This window comes from Candidatus Delongbacteria bacterium, assembly GCA_020634015.1.
GTDB lineage: Bacteria > CAIWAD01 > CAIWAD01 > CAIWAD01 > CAIWAD01 > JACKCN01.
Genome location: JACKCN010000003.1, coordinates 177,245 through 190,268, shown reverse-complemented (window position 1 = coordinate 190,268; position 13,024 = coordinate 177,245). Strand labels below are relative to the sequence as shown.

Genomic DNA, 13,024 nt, shown 5'->3' with positions numbered 1-13,024 from the left:
GAGAGGATGACCCATGGAATTCCACAAAGGCACTGCTGAGCGCCTCGCGGATGGACGCCCGGTACTCGATTTCCGGTCGGACACGGTCACACGCCCATCAAACGCCATGCGGCAGGCCATGGCCGCGGCCGAGGTGGGCGACGACGTGATGGGCGAAGATCCCACCGTGCGCGCCCTTGAAGAACGCGTAGCCGCGCTGTTCGGGCGCAAGGCGTCACTGTACCTGCCCAGCAGCACCATGGCCAACCTGGCCGGCATCGCGGTGCACTGCACGCGGGGCAGCGAGATCATCCTCGAACGCCGCACGCACAGTGTGCAGCACGAGGTCGCGGGAGCATCCGCCCTGCTGGGTGCGGGCTTCTGGCCCGTGGATTGCGAGGATGGCCGACTGAGCGCCGCCGATGTGCGCCAGGCTCTGCGCCAGCCCGATGTGCACCATCCGAAGAGCCGCCTGGTGATCACCGAGAACACAGTGAATCTGGCGGGCGGCCTGGTGCGCAGCGTGGCCGAGATCGATGAGCTGTTCACCACCTGTCGCGAGCTGGACCTGGCCCTGCACCTGGATGGCGCACGGATCTGGAACGCCGCCACGGCCCTGGGTGTGCCACTCTCCGAGTTCGGCCAGCGCTGCGATACGCTGGCCTGTTGCCTTTCCAAGGGAATGGGCTGTCCGGTGGGAGCCATGCTGGTGGGCGACGCGGCCACCCTCGACGAAGCCCGTTGGTATCGCAAGATGTTCGGCGGTGGCATGCGCCAGGCGGGGATCATCGCGGCGGCCGGGCTGTACGCGCTGGATCACGAGTACCCACGCCTGGGTGAAGACCATGCCCTGGCCCGTGATGTCGCCAAGGCATTGGCGAGCCTGGACGCGCGCCCCTGGACCGTGCGGACTCCCGAGAGCAACATGGTGCTGCTGCGCTGTCACACCCCCGCGGACTGCCTGGATCAGGTTGCCGGGCTGGCTGCCGTCGGCGTGCTGGCCTATGATGTCAGTCCCACCGACATCCGCCTGGTCTGCCACCGCGATCTGCCCCGCGATGCGGCCGCTCAATTGCTGGAACGGCTTGGGGACTGAGCCTGTTGCAGCCACGTCGACAGGACTGGGCCATGGTCAGCATCGTCAGGGTTCGCTGTCCGAGACGGGATCCTGCCCCGGGGACTCGCCACTGTCGTACAGAGGCCCCCGCATATTCGTGTGTGTCGAATCGTCGTCACACGCAATCATGAAGCGCTCGGGTTTTCCGGCGATGGCTCCTGCCCACAGACCGCCAAGACTGCCTGTGGAAGTCACGACGCCCAGTACGACCAGTCTCAGGATGCCGGAGTATTCACCCCCACCGATTGACTGACTGTAGACCAATCCCCCCAGAAGACCCATCACGGCCCCGACCATGGCACCCGATCGAGCCCCTTCCAGAGTGTTGGAGAACTGGATGTACTCCACCCGTTCCAGCGGAAAGGCAACGGGTTCTGGAAAGTGCATGCTGGTCGCGAACAGGCTGTCATCGTGAACGCTCACCCGTGAGGCGAAACGACGATCCCCGTCTGTCAGTCTGAAGTAGGCCGCTTGATCCGCGGCCATGCGATTGAGCTCCAGCAGGTCATCCGGGGTGCTCATGTTGCGGGAGTGGACACAGGAAAGCAGGCAAAGACCTGTTCCCGCAAGTGCCAGAAGCATCAGCGGACGACGATTCATTCACCGGCCCCCTCTTGATGACCTGTGACCGGCCGGTACACCTCCGGATGGCCAATGATGAATCCCCCGATCGCACCAGCTTCCAATCCAAGAAGTGTCGTCAACCCAAGGATGAGCAAAGATGCTCCCGGGAGTACATCGTGGACACTGCCATGCGTCATGAGTATTCCCACCCCGGCAAGCAGACCGGCCGCCCCGCCGACCGCCATTCCCGGGCAATGCCCCGAGTGACGAGCAGGTCCACCTGCGGCGCGCGAAAGCTGAAGGCACCGTGATGTTGCCACTCACATCGCCCCTGGCACACAGTTACCTCTTCAATGCCGACAGTGGCCACTGGAACCTCCGTCACCCGCGATTGCGGGGATGGTTGCGCGCGGTCTTCTCGTTGCCGCGGCGGTAGTTTCCCGTCACACGGGCCATCAGTTGCTGGGCACCCGGCGGATCCAGGCTGGCGACCTTGCCAATGAACTCGCCGGCTGCCTTGCCACGCAGGGTCGCGGCGGGCCGGCCATGGTGCAGAATGTGCACGTCGCCATTCTTGTGAACACGATACTCGAAGCCGTCGGGAAGCGATGAGCCGGAGTCGTTCATTGGTTCAGACGACGGAACTGCACGATGTTTCCTTCCGGATCACAGCCATCCAGTACGGTGGCTCCGCGGATCGTCCAGGCCTGATCACGCGCCTTCAGCCAGCCTCCCGTGCGGGTCACCGCCTCGCGCAAGGCGTCGAGGTCGTTCACCAGAAACGCGGGTTTCAGTGGCGTGTTCTCGCGCAATTGTGGCGGCTTGCTGATCTGGATCTCGCGCGCGATGCGCTGCGGAATGCTGTGAATGACCAGTTCGATGCCGTTGCCGCGCAGGAGATCGTGAGACGACTCATTCTCGACCACATCAAGCCCAAGAGCCTGCTGGTAGAAGGTGGACACGCGTTTCTTGTTCTTGGCGAAAATGACAAGCGCCTGGGATACTGGTGTGGAAGGCATGGACATGAATGGTCGCTCCAGTTTGATGGTCGAACGCCGCATGAACCGCGGGAATCGCCTCAGTCGGCCATGGCCGTGATCTGCACGCTGACGACCTTCCAGTCCTCACCCTGGCGGGCGTAGACATCGATGTAACGATAGTGGCTGGTGAAGGGCTCGCCCGCCCAGCTTCCGGTCATCTGCGTGCGGCCGCAGAGCAGGGCCACGTCCCCGTACAGGCGCAGGTCGAAGTCCTCGACGGCATACGGATCGATGACAAACGCCGAATCCATCATGGTCTCGATGAAGTTCGCACGGTCCGTGATCAGCCCGCGCGCGTCAATGAAGAGGAAATCCGCTGCCATGTTGGCCTCGATGGCGGTCCGGTCCTTGCGGATGATGGCCTCGTCCCAGGCCTCGGCCTGTGCCTCAAGCCGAGCTCGCAGGGCTTGTGTTGACAGGGCCCGTTCAGCAGTCCTGCCCTGACAGCTCACAAGACCCAGCACCGTGACGCCCAGTGCGGCAAGGATCCGCGGCCCTCGCGATCGTATGGACCGTGCACTCATCTTGTCACCAGCTTCCAGTTCCACTCAGGTCTGCCATGGCTCGCCGTGGAATGGTCCCGTCCTGCGCCATGGCCGGTCAGGCCTGAAAGATGCCTGCACTCAGTCAATTTCCCGAGTCATGAACACGCTGTTGCGGTCTTCGTGATACTCGCCGAAAGGCGCGCAGTCCACGAAGCCCAGGCGGCGATAGAGTGCCCGCGCAGGCTCGAAGGCGGCCATCGCGCCTGTTTCCAGACTCAACCGTTGGTAGCCCCGCCCCCGGGCGACCGCCATGATGTGATCCATCAGCGCCCGGGCCACGCCCCGCCTCAGGAATTCCGGAGCGGTGCGCATCGATTTGATTTCACCGTGGGTGCGATCCAGCTCCCGCAATGCGCCACAACCGGCCAGCGAGTCACCCAGCCAGACGCTCCAGACACTCATCCCCGGAGCCAGCAGGGCCTCAATGGGCAGGGCATGGATGCTTTCGGGCGGGGAGAATTCCCGCACCGCCGCAAGATGCATTCCGATCAGATCCCGAACGCGCGCGTCGCTCAGATCATCCAGTTGGATCACGAAATCCTGCGTCACCTATCCTCCTTGACCCAATGCTGGCCCGCCACCCAGTCACCGTGGATGCCACTCACTCGGGCATGGGCAGGTCGGAGCCCCAGGCATCGCGGGCCACGCGCCAGGTGCCGTCCGCGTCGTGGTGATAGATCGCCAGCCCCCAGCCCGTGTCCACCACGACCGAGCCATCGGCCAGGCTGATGTTCGTGGAGGTGTAGCTGTATCGCTCGAAGGCCCACTCCCCGCTGACCACGAATTCCTGCACGGGTTTGTCCCAGTTGGTACGCCAGCCGCCCAGATAACTCTCCAGCCAGGGGGCAACCTCGCTCTTGCCAAGCATCGGGGTTTCGTGCGGTGCCATGTACACCACATCGTCCGTGAGCATGCCCAGCAGAGTCGCCAGGTCGTTGGAATTGATGGCGTTCACGTAGGCGTCGTGCGCCTGATGGGCCGCTTCGATCGTCGCGTTGTCCTGGGTCGGTGCCGGGGCAGGGCCGGAACAGGAGACCGCCAACAGGGTCAGCAGCAGCAGGGGGAGAGGATGTCGCATCGGGAGACTCCTTGAGTGTGAGTTCGGCTTTGGAACCACGTGTCTCCGCGGTTCAGTCCCATCCATCACGCGAAGACTTCCCGAATCTGCAGAAAACGGAGCACATCATGGGCGGAATTCCGTCGTTCAGGAAGCAGTTCGCTCGGTGTGGTGGCTTTGCCCGCTCCCCCGGCCGGGCGGAAGTCAAACGACGCGGGCAAGAATCGGAATCCGTTGCAGGACCAGCACCCCCACCGCGGACAGACCGGTCGCCAGCAGAAACGCCGTGGGAATGTAGATCCCGGGGTGCACGTTCAGCGGGTCCAGACCCGCATGCTGCAGCAGTTCCAGCGGCACGGGATGAACCAGATACACACCGAGCGTCAGCCGGGCCAGCCGCCTCGAGAGCGCTGGAGTGCCCGGCACCCAGGCAAGTGACCTGAAGAACAGCGCCATGGCGAGCGACATGAGAATGACCGTGATACTCAGGTAGTCATAGAAGTACAGGCCGCTGTCCAGTCCCAGTCGCAGTGTCAGCAGGTGGACCCCCGCGGCAGTGGTCGCCATCGTCAGCAGAGCAAAGGGAACCGTCCGCGTGCGGCTGACATCTCCCTGCATGGTGCGCAGCATGTATCCAAGCAGGAACCAGGGGATGTAATACAGAAACAGGCTCAGAAACGATCCACGACCCACAGGTTCCGGATAGCCGATCGCGGTGACTCCAGCCGCCAGCGCCAGCAGCGAGACCGTTGCAGTACCGAACACGCGGCGATCGGTCGCCCGTACGAGCCGGCGCAGGAAAGGCGTGACCAGGTACAGCGGCAGAATCATGTAGAGAAACCACATGTGGTAATGCGGCACTCCCGCCAGCACGCGCTCCGCCAGCTCTCCGGGCAGAGGCGGATGTCCGCTGCGGATTCCCTTGAGCATGGCCCAGAGCAGGTAGAATACGGTCCAGAACAGCAGGGGAATTGCAATGCGGGCGGCGCGTTTGCGATAGAATGTGGCCGCGGTTTCCTGCCTGCCGGGATCCAGCAGCAGGGCGCCGCTGATCATCACGAAGACCGGTACGCACCAGCGGGTGGTCGAGTCCACCAGGTTTCCGATCCACCAGTGCACCGTACCGGGTGGGCACTGGATCACGACCGCGGCGGACACATGCAGCAAGACCACCGCCAGAATCGCCAGGATGCGCGCCGTGTCAAGCCAGGCCAGCTCGGTTCCCTGCTCTGATGGTGGCTGTTCGGCGGCATTCACGGGCATGGTGGATCAGCACGGTGATGGGGCTTGAGCCTGAGGAATCGGTGCTCGGGCATGCGGTGGAATGTCCTTCAGCTTGACAGATGCAGCGCGATGCCCACCAGACTCAACACGGCTCCGCTTGCCCACAGCGACACACCCGCGGATGTCAGATAGCGTCTGGCCCTCCAGATGGGACCCATGAAGAAGAATGGCACCCCGGGGAGCCTGAAGAACAGAAACGCCACGACGGAGACGATCAGGCCCACGATCACCAGAACCTGTCCTGCTTCCATGGAAAAGTCCTCGCGTTGATGATCCAGCGTTCACTGGCTTGGGCAACAGCAGGACCACGCGTGCCTTGACCTGCGCTCGCCTCACACCCAATCCGGGCAATCCGGTACGTCAGACGTGCTGGTCCACCAGAATCGGATTGCCGTCGGGATCAATCGCCATGAAACTGGCGGGACCCGTGCCGTGCTCGTCGGCTTCGGGCAGCAGCTCGACACCCTGGGCCTTCACCTGGCGCTGCAGTTCACGGATGTCAGTGAACTCGGGCAGCGTGTTCGCGTCCTGATCCCAACCGGGGTTGAAGGTCATCAGATTGCGCTCGAACATGCCCTGGAACAGGCCGATGATGTGCGCGCCGTTCTTCATGATCAGCCAGTTCTGTTCCACGTTTCCACCCCAGACCGTGAAGCCGAACTTCTGGTAGAAGTCCCGCGAGGCCACGATGTCCTTGACCGCGAGGCTGATCGAAAATGCACCGAGATTCATGGCTCACTCCAACGTGATGCTGGCCACTGTCCGGACTCCAGACCGGGTGCGTACACGCGCGACGCCTGTCGGGCATGCAGGAGTTTCGGGATGCGTTCCAGAATGTCAATCAACCGGCAGTGGAGCAAGAGAAACGCCCCACGAGGGGGCGTTTCCTGAAGGACCATCCGGAGCTCAACGGGCTGCGGAGAAGCGCTTGGACACTTCGGCCCAGTTGACCACTTCCCACCAGGCCTTGATGTAATCGGGGCGGCGATTCTGGTAGTGCAGGTAGTAGGCGTGCTCCCAGACATCCAGACCCAGGATGGGCGTGCCACTGTTGTCCATCAGCGGGTTGTCCTGGTTGGGGGTGCTGCTCACCTGAATCTTGCCGCCGGAGGCCGTGATCCAGGCCCAGCCGCTGCCGAAGCGGGTGGCGGCGGCTGCGGCGAACTTCTCGCGCAGGGCATCCATGCCACCGAAATCATCGATTGCGCGGGCAAGTTCCAGGGAGACGTCGGCGCTGCCGCCGGAACACATCACGCTCCAGAACAGGCTGTGATTGTAGTGGCCGCCGCCATTGTTGCGCACGGCCGTGCGCTGGGCCTCGGGCACCAGGTTCAGGTTGGCGCACAGGCTGATGATGTCCTTGTCGCCCAGGTCTCCGCCCGCGGCTTCCAGAGCGTTGTTCAGATTGGTCACGTAGGCGTTGTGATGCTTGCCATGATGGATTTCCATGGTACGCGCGTCAATGCTGGGCTCGAGGGCGTTGAAATCATAGGGCAGATCGGGAAGACGATGCATGGGGAACCTCCGGAATATGGCGGGCTGGCGCACGAAGCGCTGCCCGATTGACTTGTTGGCTGTGCTGTGATCTGTGTGCGCTGGCCCGTTGCTGTCGCAGGCTCAGAAAACGAAACGGAAGCTTTCCTGGAGTCCGGCATAGGACCCCGCCGACAGACGGGAAAGCGGCAGGATGCGGTCCACATCCAGCCTGCCCTTGTCGCCAAAGACCTCGAGCGCCGCGTGGGCTTCGACAATGCGTCCCAGCACCAGGTCGGTGGGGCCCTGGCCCACTTCAACGATCCGCTCGAGGCGGCATTCCAGCTGGATCGGGCAATTGCCCAGGCGAGGAACGGCCACCTTCAACGAAGGCAGCGCCTCCAGCCCGCAGATCTCGGCTTCGCTCTGCTCGGTCGGCCAGGACTTGCCCGCGGTCTCGACGGCCGCGGCCAGACTGACTGGCGCGATGTTCACCACGAACTCGCCCGTGCGCCGGATATTGCGCGCCGTGTCCTTGAGGCGGGACTCCGGATCCGGTCGCTCGGCCGACACCGGGTGCCGGATGATGGCCACGCTCAGGATCGGAGGATCGGAGCAGACCCCGTTGAAAAAGGAAAACGGGGCCACATTCAACTGGCCCTGTTCACCCACGGTGGAAATCAATGCGATCGGCCGGGGCACGATCATCGCGGTCATCAGGTGATAGATCGCTCCCGCGGACTGCCCTGCCAGCTCCAGGGTGCGGTACTGTTCCGCCCCCCAGCGTCGTTCCGGTGCCACGCGTGGGTGCTCGATGACTCTCATGGATGCACGCTTTCGCCGGGGACAGGACGGCAACGCTGGGCGGCCAGGGTGCGCGCCAGGCGAACCGCCAGCACATAGCCGCAGGGGTCCTTGAGAAACTCGGCCACCTCGGCCTCGTTGGCCAGTCGGACCAGCGTGTTGTCGAAGACCTGATTGACCCCATCGATGGGGCTGCTCAGTTTCTGCCCGCTCACGGGGCTGGAGGTCAACGGGTATTCGGGCAGGTCCCGCTGGACCACCGCCAGATTCAGGCGCTGCACCAGCTCCTGCTTGCCGGTCTGATCCAGCTCCTGGGCTTGCTTCTGGCAGGCGGGGCCGCAAAGTCGCACGGTCACGCCATCGATCACGAAGTCCACTCCCCGGTGGTCCTTGCCGGGCAGGATGCGGTCGCAGATCAGGCAATGATCAGTGGGATAGCGGCAATCGCGGCCGCGCCACATCAACTGCCGTTCGGGCGAGCCGGCCGCCGGAACCTGCCCGTACAGCGCGGATCCGTCCAGATCCCCGCGAGTCAGCGGAACCCCTGAGTCGCTTCCGGCCAGCGCAGCGCCGGCAACCAGAAAAAAGCCCAGCAGCCAAAGCCGGCTCCTGGTGAAAGTGTTCAGTACGTCCATCAGCGGGCCTGCGCTTCCTGGAGCGTGAACCCCGCCTTGGCGAGGGCCTCCTTCATCCGATCGAAGGAAGGAACCCGCTCACTCGTCAGCTGGGCGCTGGCACTCTCCAGACTGACCGTCACGTCCGCATCCGGTTCGCTCTGTTGCAGCAGCCGGGTCACCGACCCGACGCAGCCTCCGCAGGACATGCCCTCAATCCTGTAGCGATAGACTCCCATCCCGACTCCCCTCTTCCATTGGTACCCCGTCGTGCCCGCAGGGCTCAGTGGCCAGCCAGCCCCAGCTCATCGGCGATCGGCCTGAGCGCCGAAATGCAGAAGGCCAGGTGCACGTCCATCGTGCGTCCCAGCAGCTCGGCCCCCTGTGTCATGTCCTCACGACTGACCGCAGCGCAGAAGGCGCGGTCCTTGAACTTCTTGATCACGCTGCGCGGTTCCAGATCGTGCAGGCTGCGGCTGGGTCGAACCAATGCCACGCCCACCAGGAATCCGGCCAGTTCATCCACGGCGAACAGGGTGCGCGCCATTGCCGTATCCAGCGGGACACCCAGCCCGTTGCCCGGATTATGACTGTGGATGGCACGGATCAGTTCCGGCGGATAGCCTGCTTCTTCCAGGATTTTTCCGCCCTGGACCGTATGCTCCGCCGGATCGGGCCAGCGCTCGTAGTCAAAATCGTGCAGAAGGCCGCAGCGCTCCCAGAGATCCGCATCCTCACCGGCTTCGCGAGCGTGGGCACCCATGAGGGCTTCCACCGCCAGAGCGTGCTTGCGAAGGCTTTCGCTCTGGGTGTGCAGGCAGAGCAGCTCCCACGCACGGACACGATCGGGGAGTTCGTACATCCAGACTCCTCATTGTTCTTGATCCAGATCAAAATAAAGCGCCACCATCCTGCATAGAATGGCCCGTTGACTCCGGCAGGGCGAATTCAGCATTGGCAACTCAGGCCCGGGGCAGACGGCTGCCAAGATAGTACAAGCACCAAGCCTCGCACGCCGGTCAGCGCAACCCTGTGAATCCGCACCACCGGACCGGACAAGTCCAACCCGGGGCGTCGCGGAGCCGTTCGGAAGTTCAACGGTTCGCGGGACGCGTCAGGTCCCACCCCTTCGCCCGAGCACGCAATCCACTCTAAAGGAGGATGGAATCCCCCTATGGCATGGTTCACCACATTCCGCAGCTCCTCCATCGGCCGAAAACTGCTGATGGCGCTCACCGGGCTGGCCCTGCTGCTGTTCCTGCTGGGACACATGGCCGGCAACCTGCAGTTCTTCGCCGGGGCGGACACGCTCAACGCCTATGCGGCGGCCCTGAGGCACAACATCTACCTGCTCTGGGGCATTCGCGGCACACTGCTGCTGATCTTCCTGGTCCACGTGATCAGCGCGATCCAGCTGACTCTGGCCAACCGGGCGGCACGTCCCGAGCCCTACGCGGTGCAGAAACCCCTGCAATCCACTTTCGCCTCCAGGACCATGTTCCTCAGCGGGCTGGTGGTGCTGGGTTACATCGTGTTCCATCTGGCCCACCTCACCGTGGGCGTGGTCGGCCCCGAACACCGGCTGCAGGTGGGAAGCCATGTGCCCGACGCCTATGCCAACGTGGTGGCCGGATTCAGCAACCCACTGATTGCGGGCCTCTACATTCTGAGCATGGTGGTGCTGTTCTTTCACCTGTCTCACGGAGCACAGAGCGCCCTGCAGACCCTGGGCTTCAACCATCCGAAGTACACCCCCATGGTCCGCGGACTCCTGCTGGGACTGGTGTTCCTGATCTGCGCGGGTTTCATTTCAATTCCCCTGGCCGTCCTGCTGGCCTGGTACTAAATCGGGAGCCTTCCCAATGAACCTCGAATCCAGAATCCCGGGCGGGGACCTGCGCGACAAATGGGATCGCCACCGCTTCGAGATGAAACTGGTCAACCCGGCCAACAAGCGGAAGTACACGGTCATCGTGGTGGGCAGTGGGCTCGCCGGCGGTGCCGCTGCGGCCACCCTGGCCGAGCTGGGCTACAATGTGCAGTGCTTCTGCTACCAGGACAGCCCGCGCCGCGCGCACTCGATCGCGGCCCAGGGCGGCATCAACGCCGCCAAGAACTACCAGGGTGACGGCGACAGCATCTACCGGCTGTTCTACGACACGGTCAAGGGCGGCGACTACCGCGCCCGCGAAGCCAATGTTTACCGCCTGGCCCAGATCAGCGTGCAGATCATCGACCAGTGCGTGGCCCAGGGCGTGCCCTTCGCGCGTGAGTACGGTGGCGTGCTGGACAACCGCAGTTTCGGCGGCGCCCAGGTCTCGCGCACCTTCTACGCCCGTGGCCAGACCGGCCAGCAGCTGCTGCTGGGAGCCTACCAGGCTCTTGCCCGCCAGATCGGCGCGGGCAAGGTCAAGATGTATCCGCGCACGGAAATGCTGGACCTGGTCGTGCACAACGGCGTGGCCCGTGGCATCACCGTGCGTGACATGGTCAGCGGCAAGGTCTCCTCGCACATGGCCGACGCGGTCTGCCTGGCCACCGGCGGCTACGGCAACGTGTTCTTCCTCAGCACCAACGCCAAGGGCTGCAACGTGACCGCCGCCTGGCGGGCCCACAAGCGCGGCGCGGCCTTCGCCAATCCGTGTTTCACCCAGATCCATCCCACCTGCATTCCCGTGTCGGGCGACTACCAGAGCAAGCTCACCCTGATGAGCGAGTCCCTGCGCAACGACGGGCGTGTCTGGGTGCCCAAGGCCAAGGGCGACAAGCGCCGTGCGGCCGACATTCCCGAGAGCGAACGCGACTACTACCTGGAGCGGATCTACCCCAGCTTCGGCAATCTGGTCCCCCGTGACGTGGCCAGCCGCGCCGCCAAGCGCATGTGTGACGAAGGTTACGGCGTGGGTCCCAGCGGGCTGGCCGTGTACCTGGACTTTGGCGATGCGATCCAGCGACTGGGCAAGCATGTGATCGAGGAACGCTACGGCAACCTCTTCCAGATGTACGAGAAGATCACCGACGAAGACCCCTACTCCGTGCCGATGCGCATCTACCCCGCCGTGCACTACACCATGGGCGGGCTCTGGGTGGACTACAACTTGCAGAGCACGATTCCCGGCCTGTTCGTGCTGGGCGAGGCCAACTTCAGCGACCACGGCGCCAACCGGCTGGGAGCCAGCGCCCTGATGCAGGGGCTGGCCGATGGCTACTTCGTGATTCCCTACACCATCGGCAACTACCTGGCCGGACACAAGCCCGACGGACTGGATGCCACCTGTGCCGAGGCCGTCGAGAGCCAGCGCATGGTCGCCGAGCGCACCTCGCGCCTGCTGGGTGCCAGGGGCAAGCGCACGGTGGACGATCTGCACCGCGAACTGGGTCGCCAGATGTGGGACAACTGCGGCATGGGCCGCAATGAGAAGGGGCTTAAGTCGCTGCTGTCATGGATCCCCGAGGCGCGCGAGCGTTTCTGGAAGGACGTGACCGTGGTGGGCACGGGCGAGGGCCTGAATCAGAACCTGGAGCGGGCCGGTCGCGTGGCCGATTTCTACGAGTTCGCCGAGTTGATGGCCCGCGATGCGCTCGAGCGCCCCGAGTCCTGCGGCGGTCACTTCCGTGAAGAAAGCCAGACGCCCGAAGGCGAAGCGATGCGCGACGACGCCAACTTCAGCCACACGGCCGTGTGGGAGTACAAGGGCGAGAACAACACTCCGGTGCGTCACCGCGAAGAGCTGACCTTCGAGCACTGCAAACCCTCGCAAAGGAGCTACAAGTGAAACTGACACTGAAGATCTGGCGCCAGGCGGGACCTTCGGTCCGGGGCAGTCTGGAGACCTACGAACTGGACGGCGTCAGTACGCACATGTCCTTCCTTGAGATGCTGGATGTGCTGAACGACAAGCTGGAACTGGAAGGCCGCGAGCCGGTGGCCTTTGACCACGACTGCCGCGAAGGCATCTGCGGCATGTGCTCGCTGATGATCAATGGCGAGGCCCATGGCCCCGAAGAGGGCACGACCGTGTGCCAACTGCACATGCGCCATTTCAAGGACGGTGACACGATCGTGATCGAACCCTGGCGCGCCCGGGCCTTTCCGATCGTGCGCGACCTCATTGTGGATCGTGCCGCATTCGACCGCATCATCGAGGCCGGTGGTTTCGTGAGCGTGAACACGGGCGGTGCTCCCGACGGCAACGCGATTCCGGTGCCCAAGGAGAATGCCGACGCGGCCATGGACGCGGCGGCCTGCATCGGCTGCGGCGCCTGCGTGGCCAGCTGCAAGAACGCCAGCGCGATGCTTTTCGTGAGCGCCAAGATCAGCCATCTGGCCCACCTGCCCCAGGGTCAGGCGGAACGCGACCGCCGCGCGCTGTCGATGGTGTCCACCATGGACAAGCTGGGCTTTGGCAACTGCACCAACACCTACGACTGCGAAGCGGCCTGCCCCAAGGAGATCAAGATCTCCAACATCGCGCTGCTCAATCGCGATTTCCTGAAAGCCAGCCTCTGCAGCCGCAAGGGCGTGTGACGCTCGCATCCGATCCGAA

Annotated in this window: 18 protein-coding genes; 4 read left to right on the top strand and 14 right to left on the bottom strand. The window is 63.9% G+C overall.

Translation table 11 applies throughout. The features are described 5' to 3' along the window. The first annotated feature begins 13 nt into the window (after positions 1–13). A complete protein-coding gene (locus H6678_07510) occupies positions 14–1,075 on the top strand; it encodes an aminotransferase class I/II-fold pyridoxal phosphate-dependent enzyme (protein MCB9473641.1) in 1,062 nt (353 codons plus the stop codon). A 45-nt stretch (positions 1,076–1,120) separates the two neighbouring features. Here the strand turns inward: H6678_07510 and H6678_07505 are convergent, their stop codons facing one another. From H6678_07505 to H6678_07440, 14 genes are all read right to left on the bottom strand, one after another. Further along, positions 1,121–1,696, bottom strand: a complete 576-nt coding sequence (locus H6678_07505; GenBank protein ID MCB9473640.1) for a hypothetical protein — start codon at positions 1,694–1,696, stop codon at positions 1,121–1,123. Between the two features lie 345 nt (positions 1,697–2,041). Beyond that, positions 2,042–2,287, bottom strand: a complete 246-nt coding sequence (locus tag H6678_07500; GenBank protein ID MCB9473639.1) for a hypothetical protein — start codon at positions 2,285–2,287, stop codon at positions 2,042–2,044. Continuing rightward, positions 2,284–2,679, bottom strand: coding sequence for a hypothetical protein (locus H6678_07495; GenBank protein MCB9473638.1), 396 nt, complete (start codon positions 2,677–2,679; stop codon positions 2,284–2,286). Before H6678_07495 ends, H6678_07500 begins: the two co-directional genes overlap by 4 nt. A gap of 59 nt (positions 2,680–2,738) precedes the next feature. Then, positions 2,739–3,224, bottom strand: coding sequence for a nuclear transport factor 2 family protein (locus tag H6678_07490; GenBank protein MCB9473637.1), 486 nt, complete (start codon positions 3,222–3,224; stop codon positions 2,739–2,741). A gap of 99 nt (positions 3,225–3,323) precedes the next feature. After that, positions 3,324–3,728 (bottom strand): GNAT family N-acetyltransferase, encoded by a 405-nt coding sequence (locus H6678_07485; GenBank protein MCB9473636.1) that lies wholly within the window; start codon positions 3,726–3,728, stop codon positions 3,324–3,326. A 118-nt stretch (positions 3,729–3,846) separates the two neighbouring features. Beyond that, positions 3,847–4,323, bottom strand: coding sequence for a nuclear transport factor 2 family protein (locus H6678_07480; GenBank protein ID MCB9473635.1), 477 nt, complete (start codon positions 4,321–4,323; stop codon positions 3,847–3,849). Positions 4,324–4,506: 183 nt separating this feature from the next. Further along, on the bottom strand, positions 4,507–5,565 hold the full coding sequence (locus H6678_07475; protein ID MCB9473634.1) for an acyltransferase family protein: 1,059 nt from the start codon (positions 5,563–5,565) through the stop codon (positions 4,507–4,509). Between the two features lie 68 nt (positions 5,566–5,633). After that, on the bottom strand, positions 5,634–5,837 hold the full coding sequence (locus H6678_07470; protein ID MCB9473633.1) for a hypothetical protein: 204 nt from the start codon (positions 5,835–5,837) through the stop codon (positions 5,634–5,636). 109 nt (positions 5,838–5,946) lie between these two features. Next, positions 5,947–6,318 (bottom strand): VOC family protein, encoded by a 372-nt coding sequence (locus H6678_07465; protein MCB9473632.1) that lies wholly within the window; start codon positions 6,316–6,318, stop codon positions 5,947–5,949. A gap of 174 nt (positions 6,319–6,492) precedes the next feature. After that, positions 6,493–7,101 carry a superoxide dismutase gene (locus tag H6678_07460; protein ID MCB9473631.1) on the bottom strand — a complete coding sequence of 203 codons (609 nt, stop codon included), beginning with the start codon at positions 7,099–7,101 and terminating at the stop codon, positions 6,493–6,495. Positions 7,102–7,203: 102 nt separating this feature from the next. Further along, positions 7,204–7,884, bottom strand: a complete 681-nt coding sequence (locus H6678_07455; GenBank protein MCB9473630.1) for a flavin reductase family protein — start codon at positions 7,882–7,884, stop codon at positions 7,204–7,206. Then, positions 7,881–8,498 (bottom strand): hypothetical protein, encoded by a 618-nt coding sequence (locus tag H6678_07450; GenBank protein MCB9473629.1) that lies wholly within the window; start codon positions 8,496–8,498, stop codon positions 7,881–7,883. The genes H6678_07455 and H6678_07450 overlap by 4 nt, the downstream gene beginning before the upstream one ends. Beyond that, positions 8,498–8,716, bottom strand: a complete 219-nt coding sequence (locus tag H6678_07445; GenBank protein MCB9473628.1) for a heavy-metal-associated domain-containing protein — start codon at positions 8,714–8,716, stop codon at positions 8,498–8,500. The genes H6678_07450 and H6678_07445 overlap by 1 nt, the downstream gene beginning before the upstream one ends. 44 nt (positions 8,717–8,760) lie before the next feature. Beyond that, positions 8,761–9,339 carry an HDIG domain-containing protein gene (locus H6678_07440; GenBank protein MCB9473627.1) on the bottom strand — a complete coding sequence of 193 codons (579 nt, stop codon included), beginning with the start codon at positions 9,337–9,339 and terminating at the stop codon, positions 8,761–8,763. Positions 9,340–9,651: 312 nt separating this feature from the next. Here H6678_07440 and H6678_07435 point away from each other — a divergent pair, with 312 nt between their 5' ends. From H6678_07435 to H6678_07425, 3 genes are read left to right on the top strand one after another with little or no spacing between them, the layout of a single operon-like run. After that, positions 9,652–10,323, top strand: a complete 672-nt coding sequence (locus H6678_07435) for a succinate dehydrogenase cytochrome b subunit (GenBank protein ID MCB9473626.1) — start codon at positions 9,652–9,654, stop codon at positions 10,321–10,323. A gap of 16 nt (positions 10,324–10,339) precedes the next feature. Next, positions 10,340–12,253, top strand: a complete 1,914-nt coding sequence (locus tag H6678_07430; protein MCB9473625.1) for a fumarate reductase/succinate dehydrogenase flavoprotein subunit — start codon at positions 10,340–10,342, stop codon at positions 12,251–12,253. Continuing rightward, on the top strand, positions 12,250–13,005 hold the full coding sequence (locus H6678_07425; GenBank protein MCB9473624.1) for a succinate dehydrogenase/fumarate reductase iron-sulfur subunit: 756 nt from the start codon (positions 12,250–12,252) through the stop codon (positions 13,003–13,005). The genes H6678_07430 and H6678_07425 overlap by 4 nt, the downstream gene beginning before the upstream one ends. The last annotated feature ends 19 nt before the right edge of the window (positions 13,006–13,024 follow it).

Coding starts and splice junctions, on each gene's coding strand:
- H6678_07480 (MCB9473635.1), bottom strand. CDS start 4,323: ATGCGACATCCTCTCCCCCTGCTGCTGCTGACCCTGTTGGCGGTCTCC.
- H6678_07495 (MCB9473638.1), bottom strand. CDS start 2,679: ATGCCTTCCACACCAGTATCCCAGGCGCTTGTCATTTTCGCCAAGAAC.
- H6678_07470 (MCB9473633.1), bottom strand. CDS start 5,837: ATGGAAGCAGGACAGGTTCTGGTGATCGTGGGCCTGATCGTCTCCGTC.
- H6678_07505 (MCB9473640.1), bottom strand. CDS start 1,696: ATGAATCGTCGTCCGCTGATGCTTCTGGCACTTGCGGGAACAGGTCTT.
- H6678_07435 (MCB9473626.1), top strand. CDS start 9,652: ATGGCATGGTTCACCACATTCCGCAGCTCCTCCATCGGCCGAAAACTG.
- H6678_07490 (MCB9473637.1), bottom strand. CDS start 3,224: ATGAGTGCACGGTCCATACGATCGCGAGGGCCGCGGATCCTTGCCGCA.
- H6678_07460 (MCB9473631.1), bottom strand. CDS start 7,101: ATGCATCGTCTTCCCGATCTGCCCTATGATTTCAACGCCCTCGAGCCC.
- H6678_07440 (MCB9473627.1), bottom strand. CDS start 9,339: ATGTACGAACTCCCCGATCGTGTCCGTGCGTGGGAGCTGCTCTGCCTG.
- H6678_07430 (MCB9473625.1), top strand. CDS start 10,340: ATGAACCTCGAATCCAGAATCCCGGGCGGGGACCTGCGCGACAAATGG.
- H6678_07455 (MCB9473630.1), bottom strand. CDS start 7,884: ATGAGAGTCATCGAGCACCCACGCGTGGCACCGGAACGACGCTGGGGG.
- H6678_07445 (MCB9473628.1), bottom strand. CDS start 8,716: ATGGGAGTCTATCGCTACAGGATTGAGGGCATGTCCTGCGGAGGCTGC.
- H6678_07500 (MCB9473639.1), bottom strand. CDS start 2,287: ATGAACGACTCCGGCTCATCGCTTCCCGACGGCTTCGAGTATCGTGTT.
- H6678_07475 (MCB9473634.1), bottom strand. CDS start 5,565: ATGCCCGTGAATGCCGCCGAACAGCCACCATCAGAGCAGGGAACCGAG.
- H6678_07450 (MCB9473629.1), bottom strand. CDS start 8,498: ATGGACGTACTGAACACTTTCACCAGGAGCCGGCTTTGGCTGCTGGGC.
- H6678_07485 (MCB9473636.1), bottom strand. CDS start 3,728: ATGCATCTTGCGGCGGTGCGGGAATTCTCCCCGCCCGAAAGCATCCAT.
- H6678_07465 (MCB9473632.1), bottom strand. CDS start 6,318: ATGAATCTCGGTGCATTTTCGATCAGCCTCGCGGTCAAGGACATCGTG.
- H6678_07510 (MCB9473641.1), top strand. CDS start 14: ATGGAATTCCACAAAGGCACTGCTGAGCGCCTCGCGGATGGACGCCCG.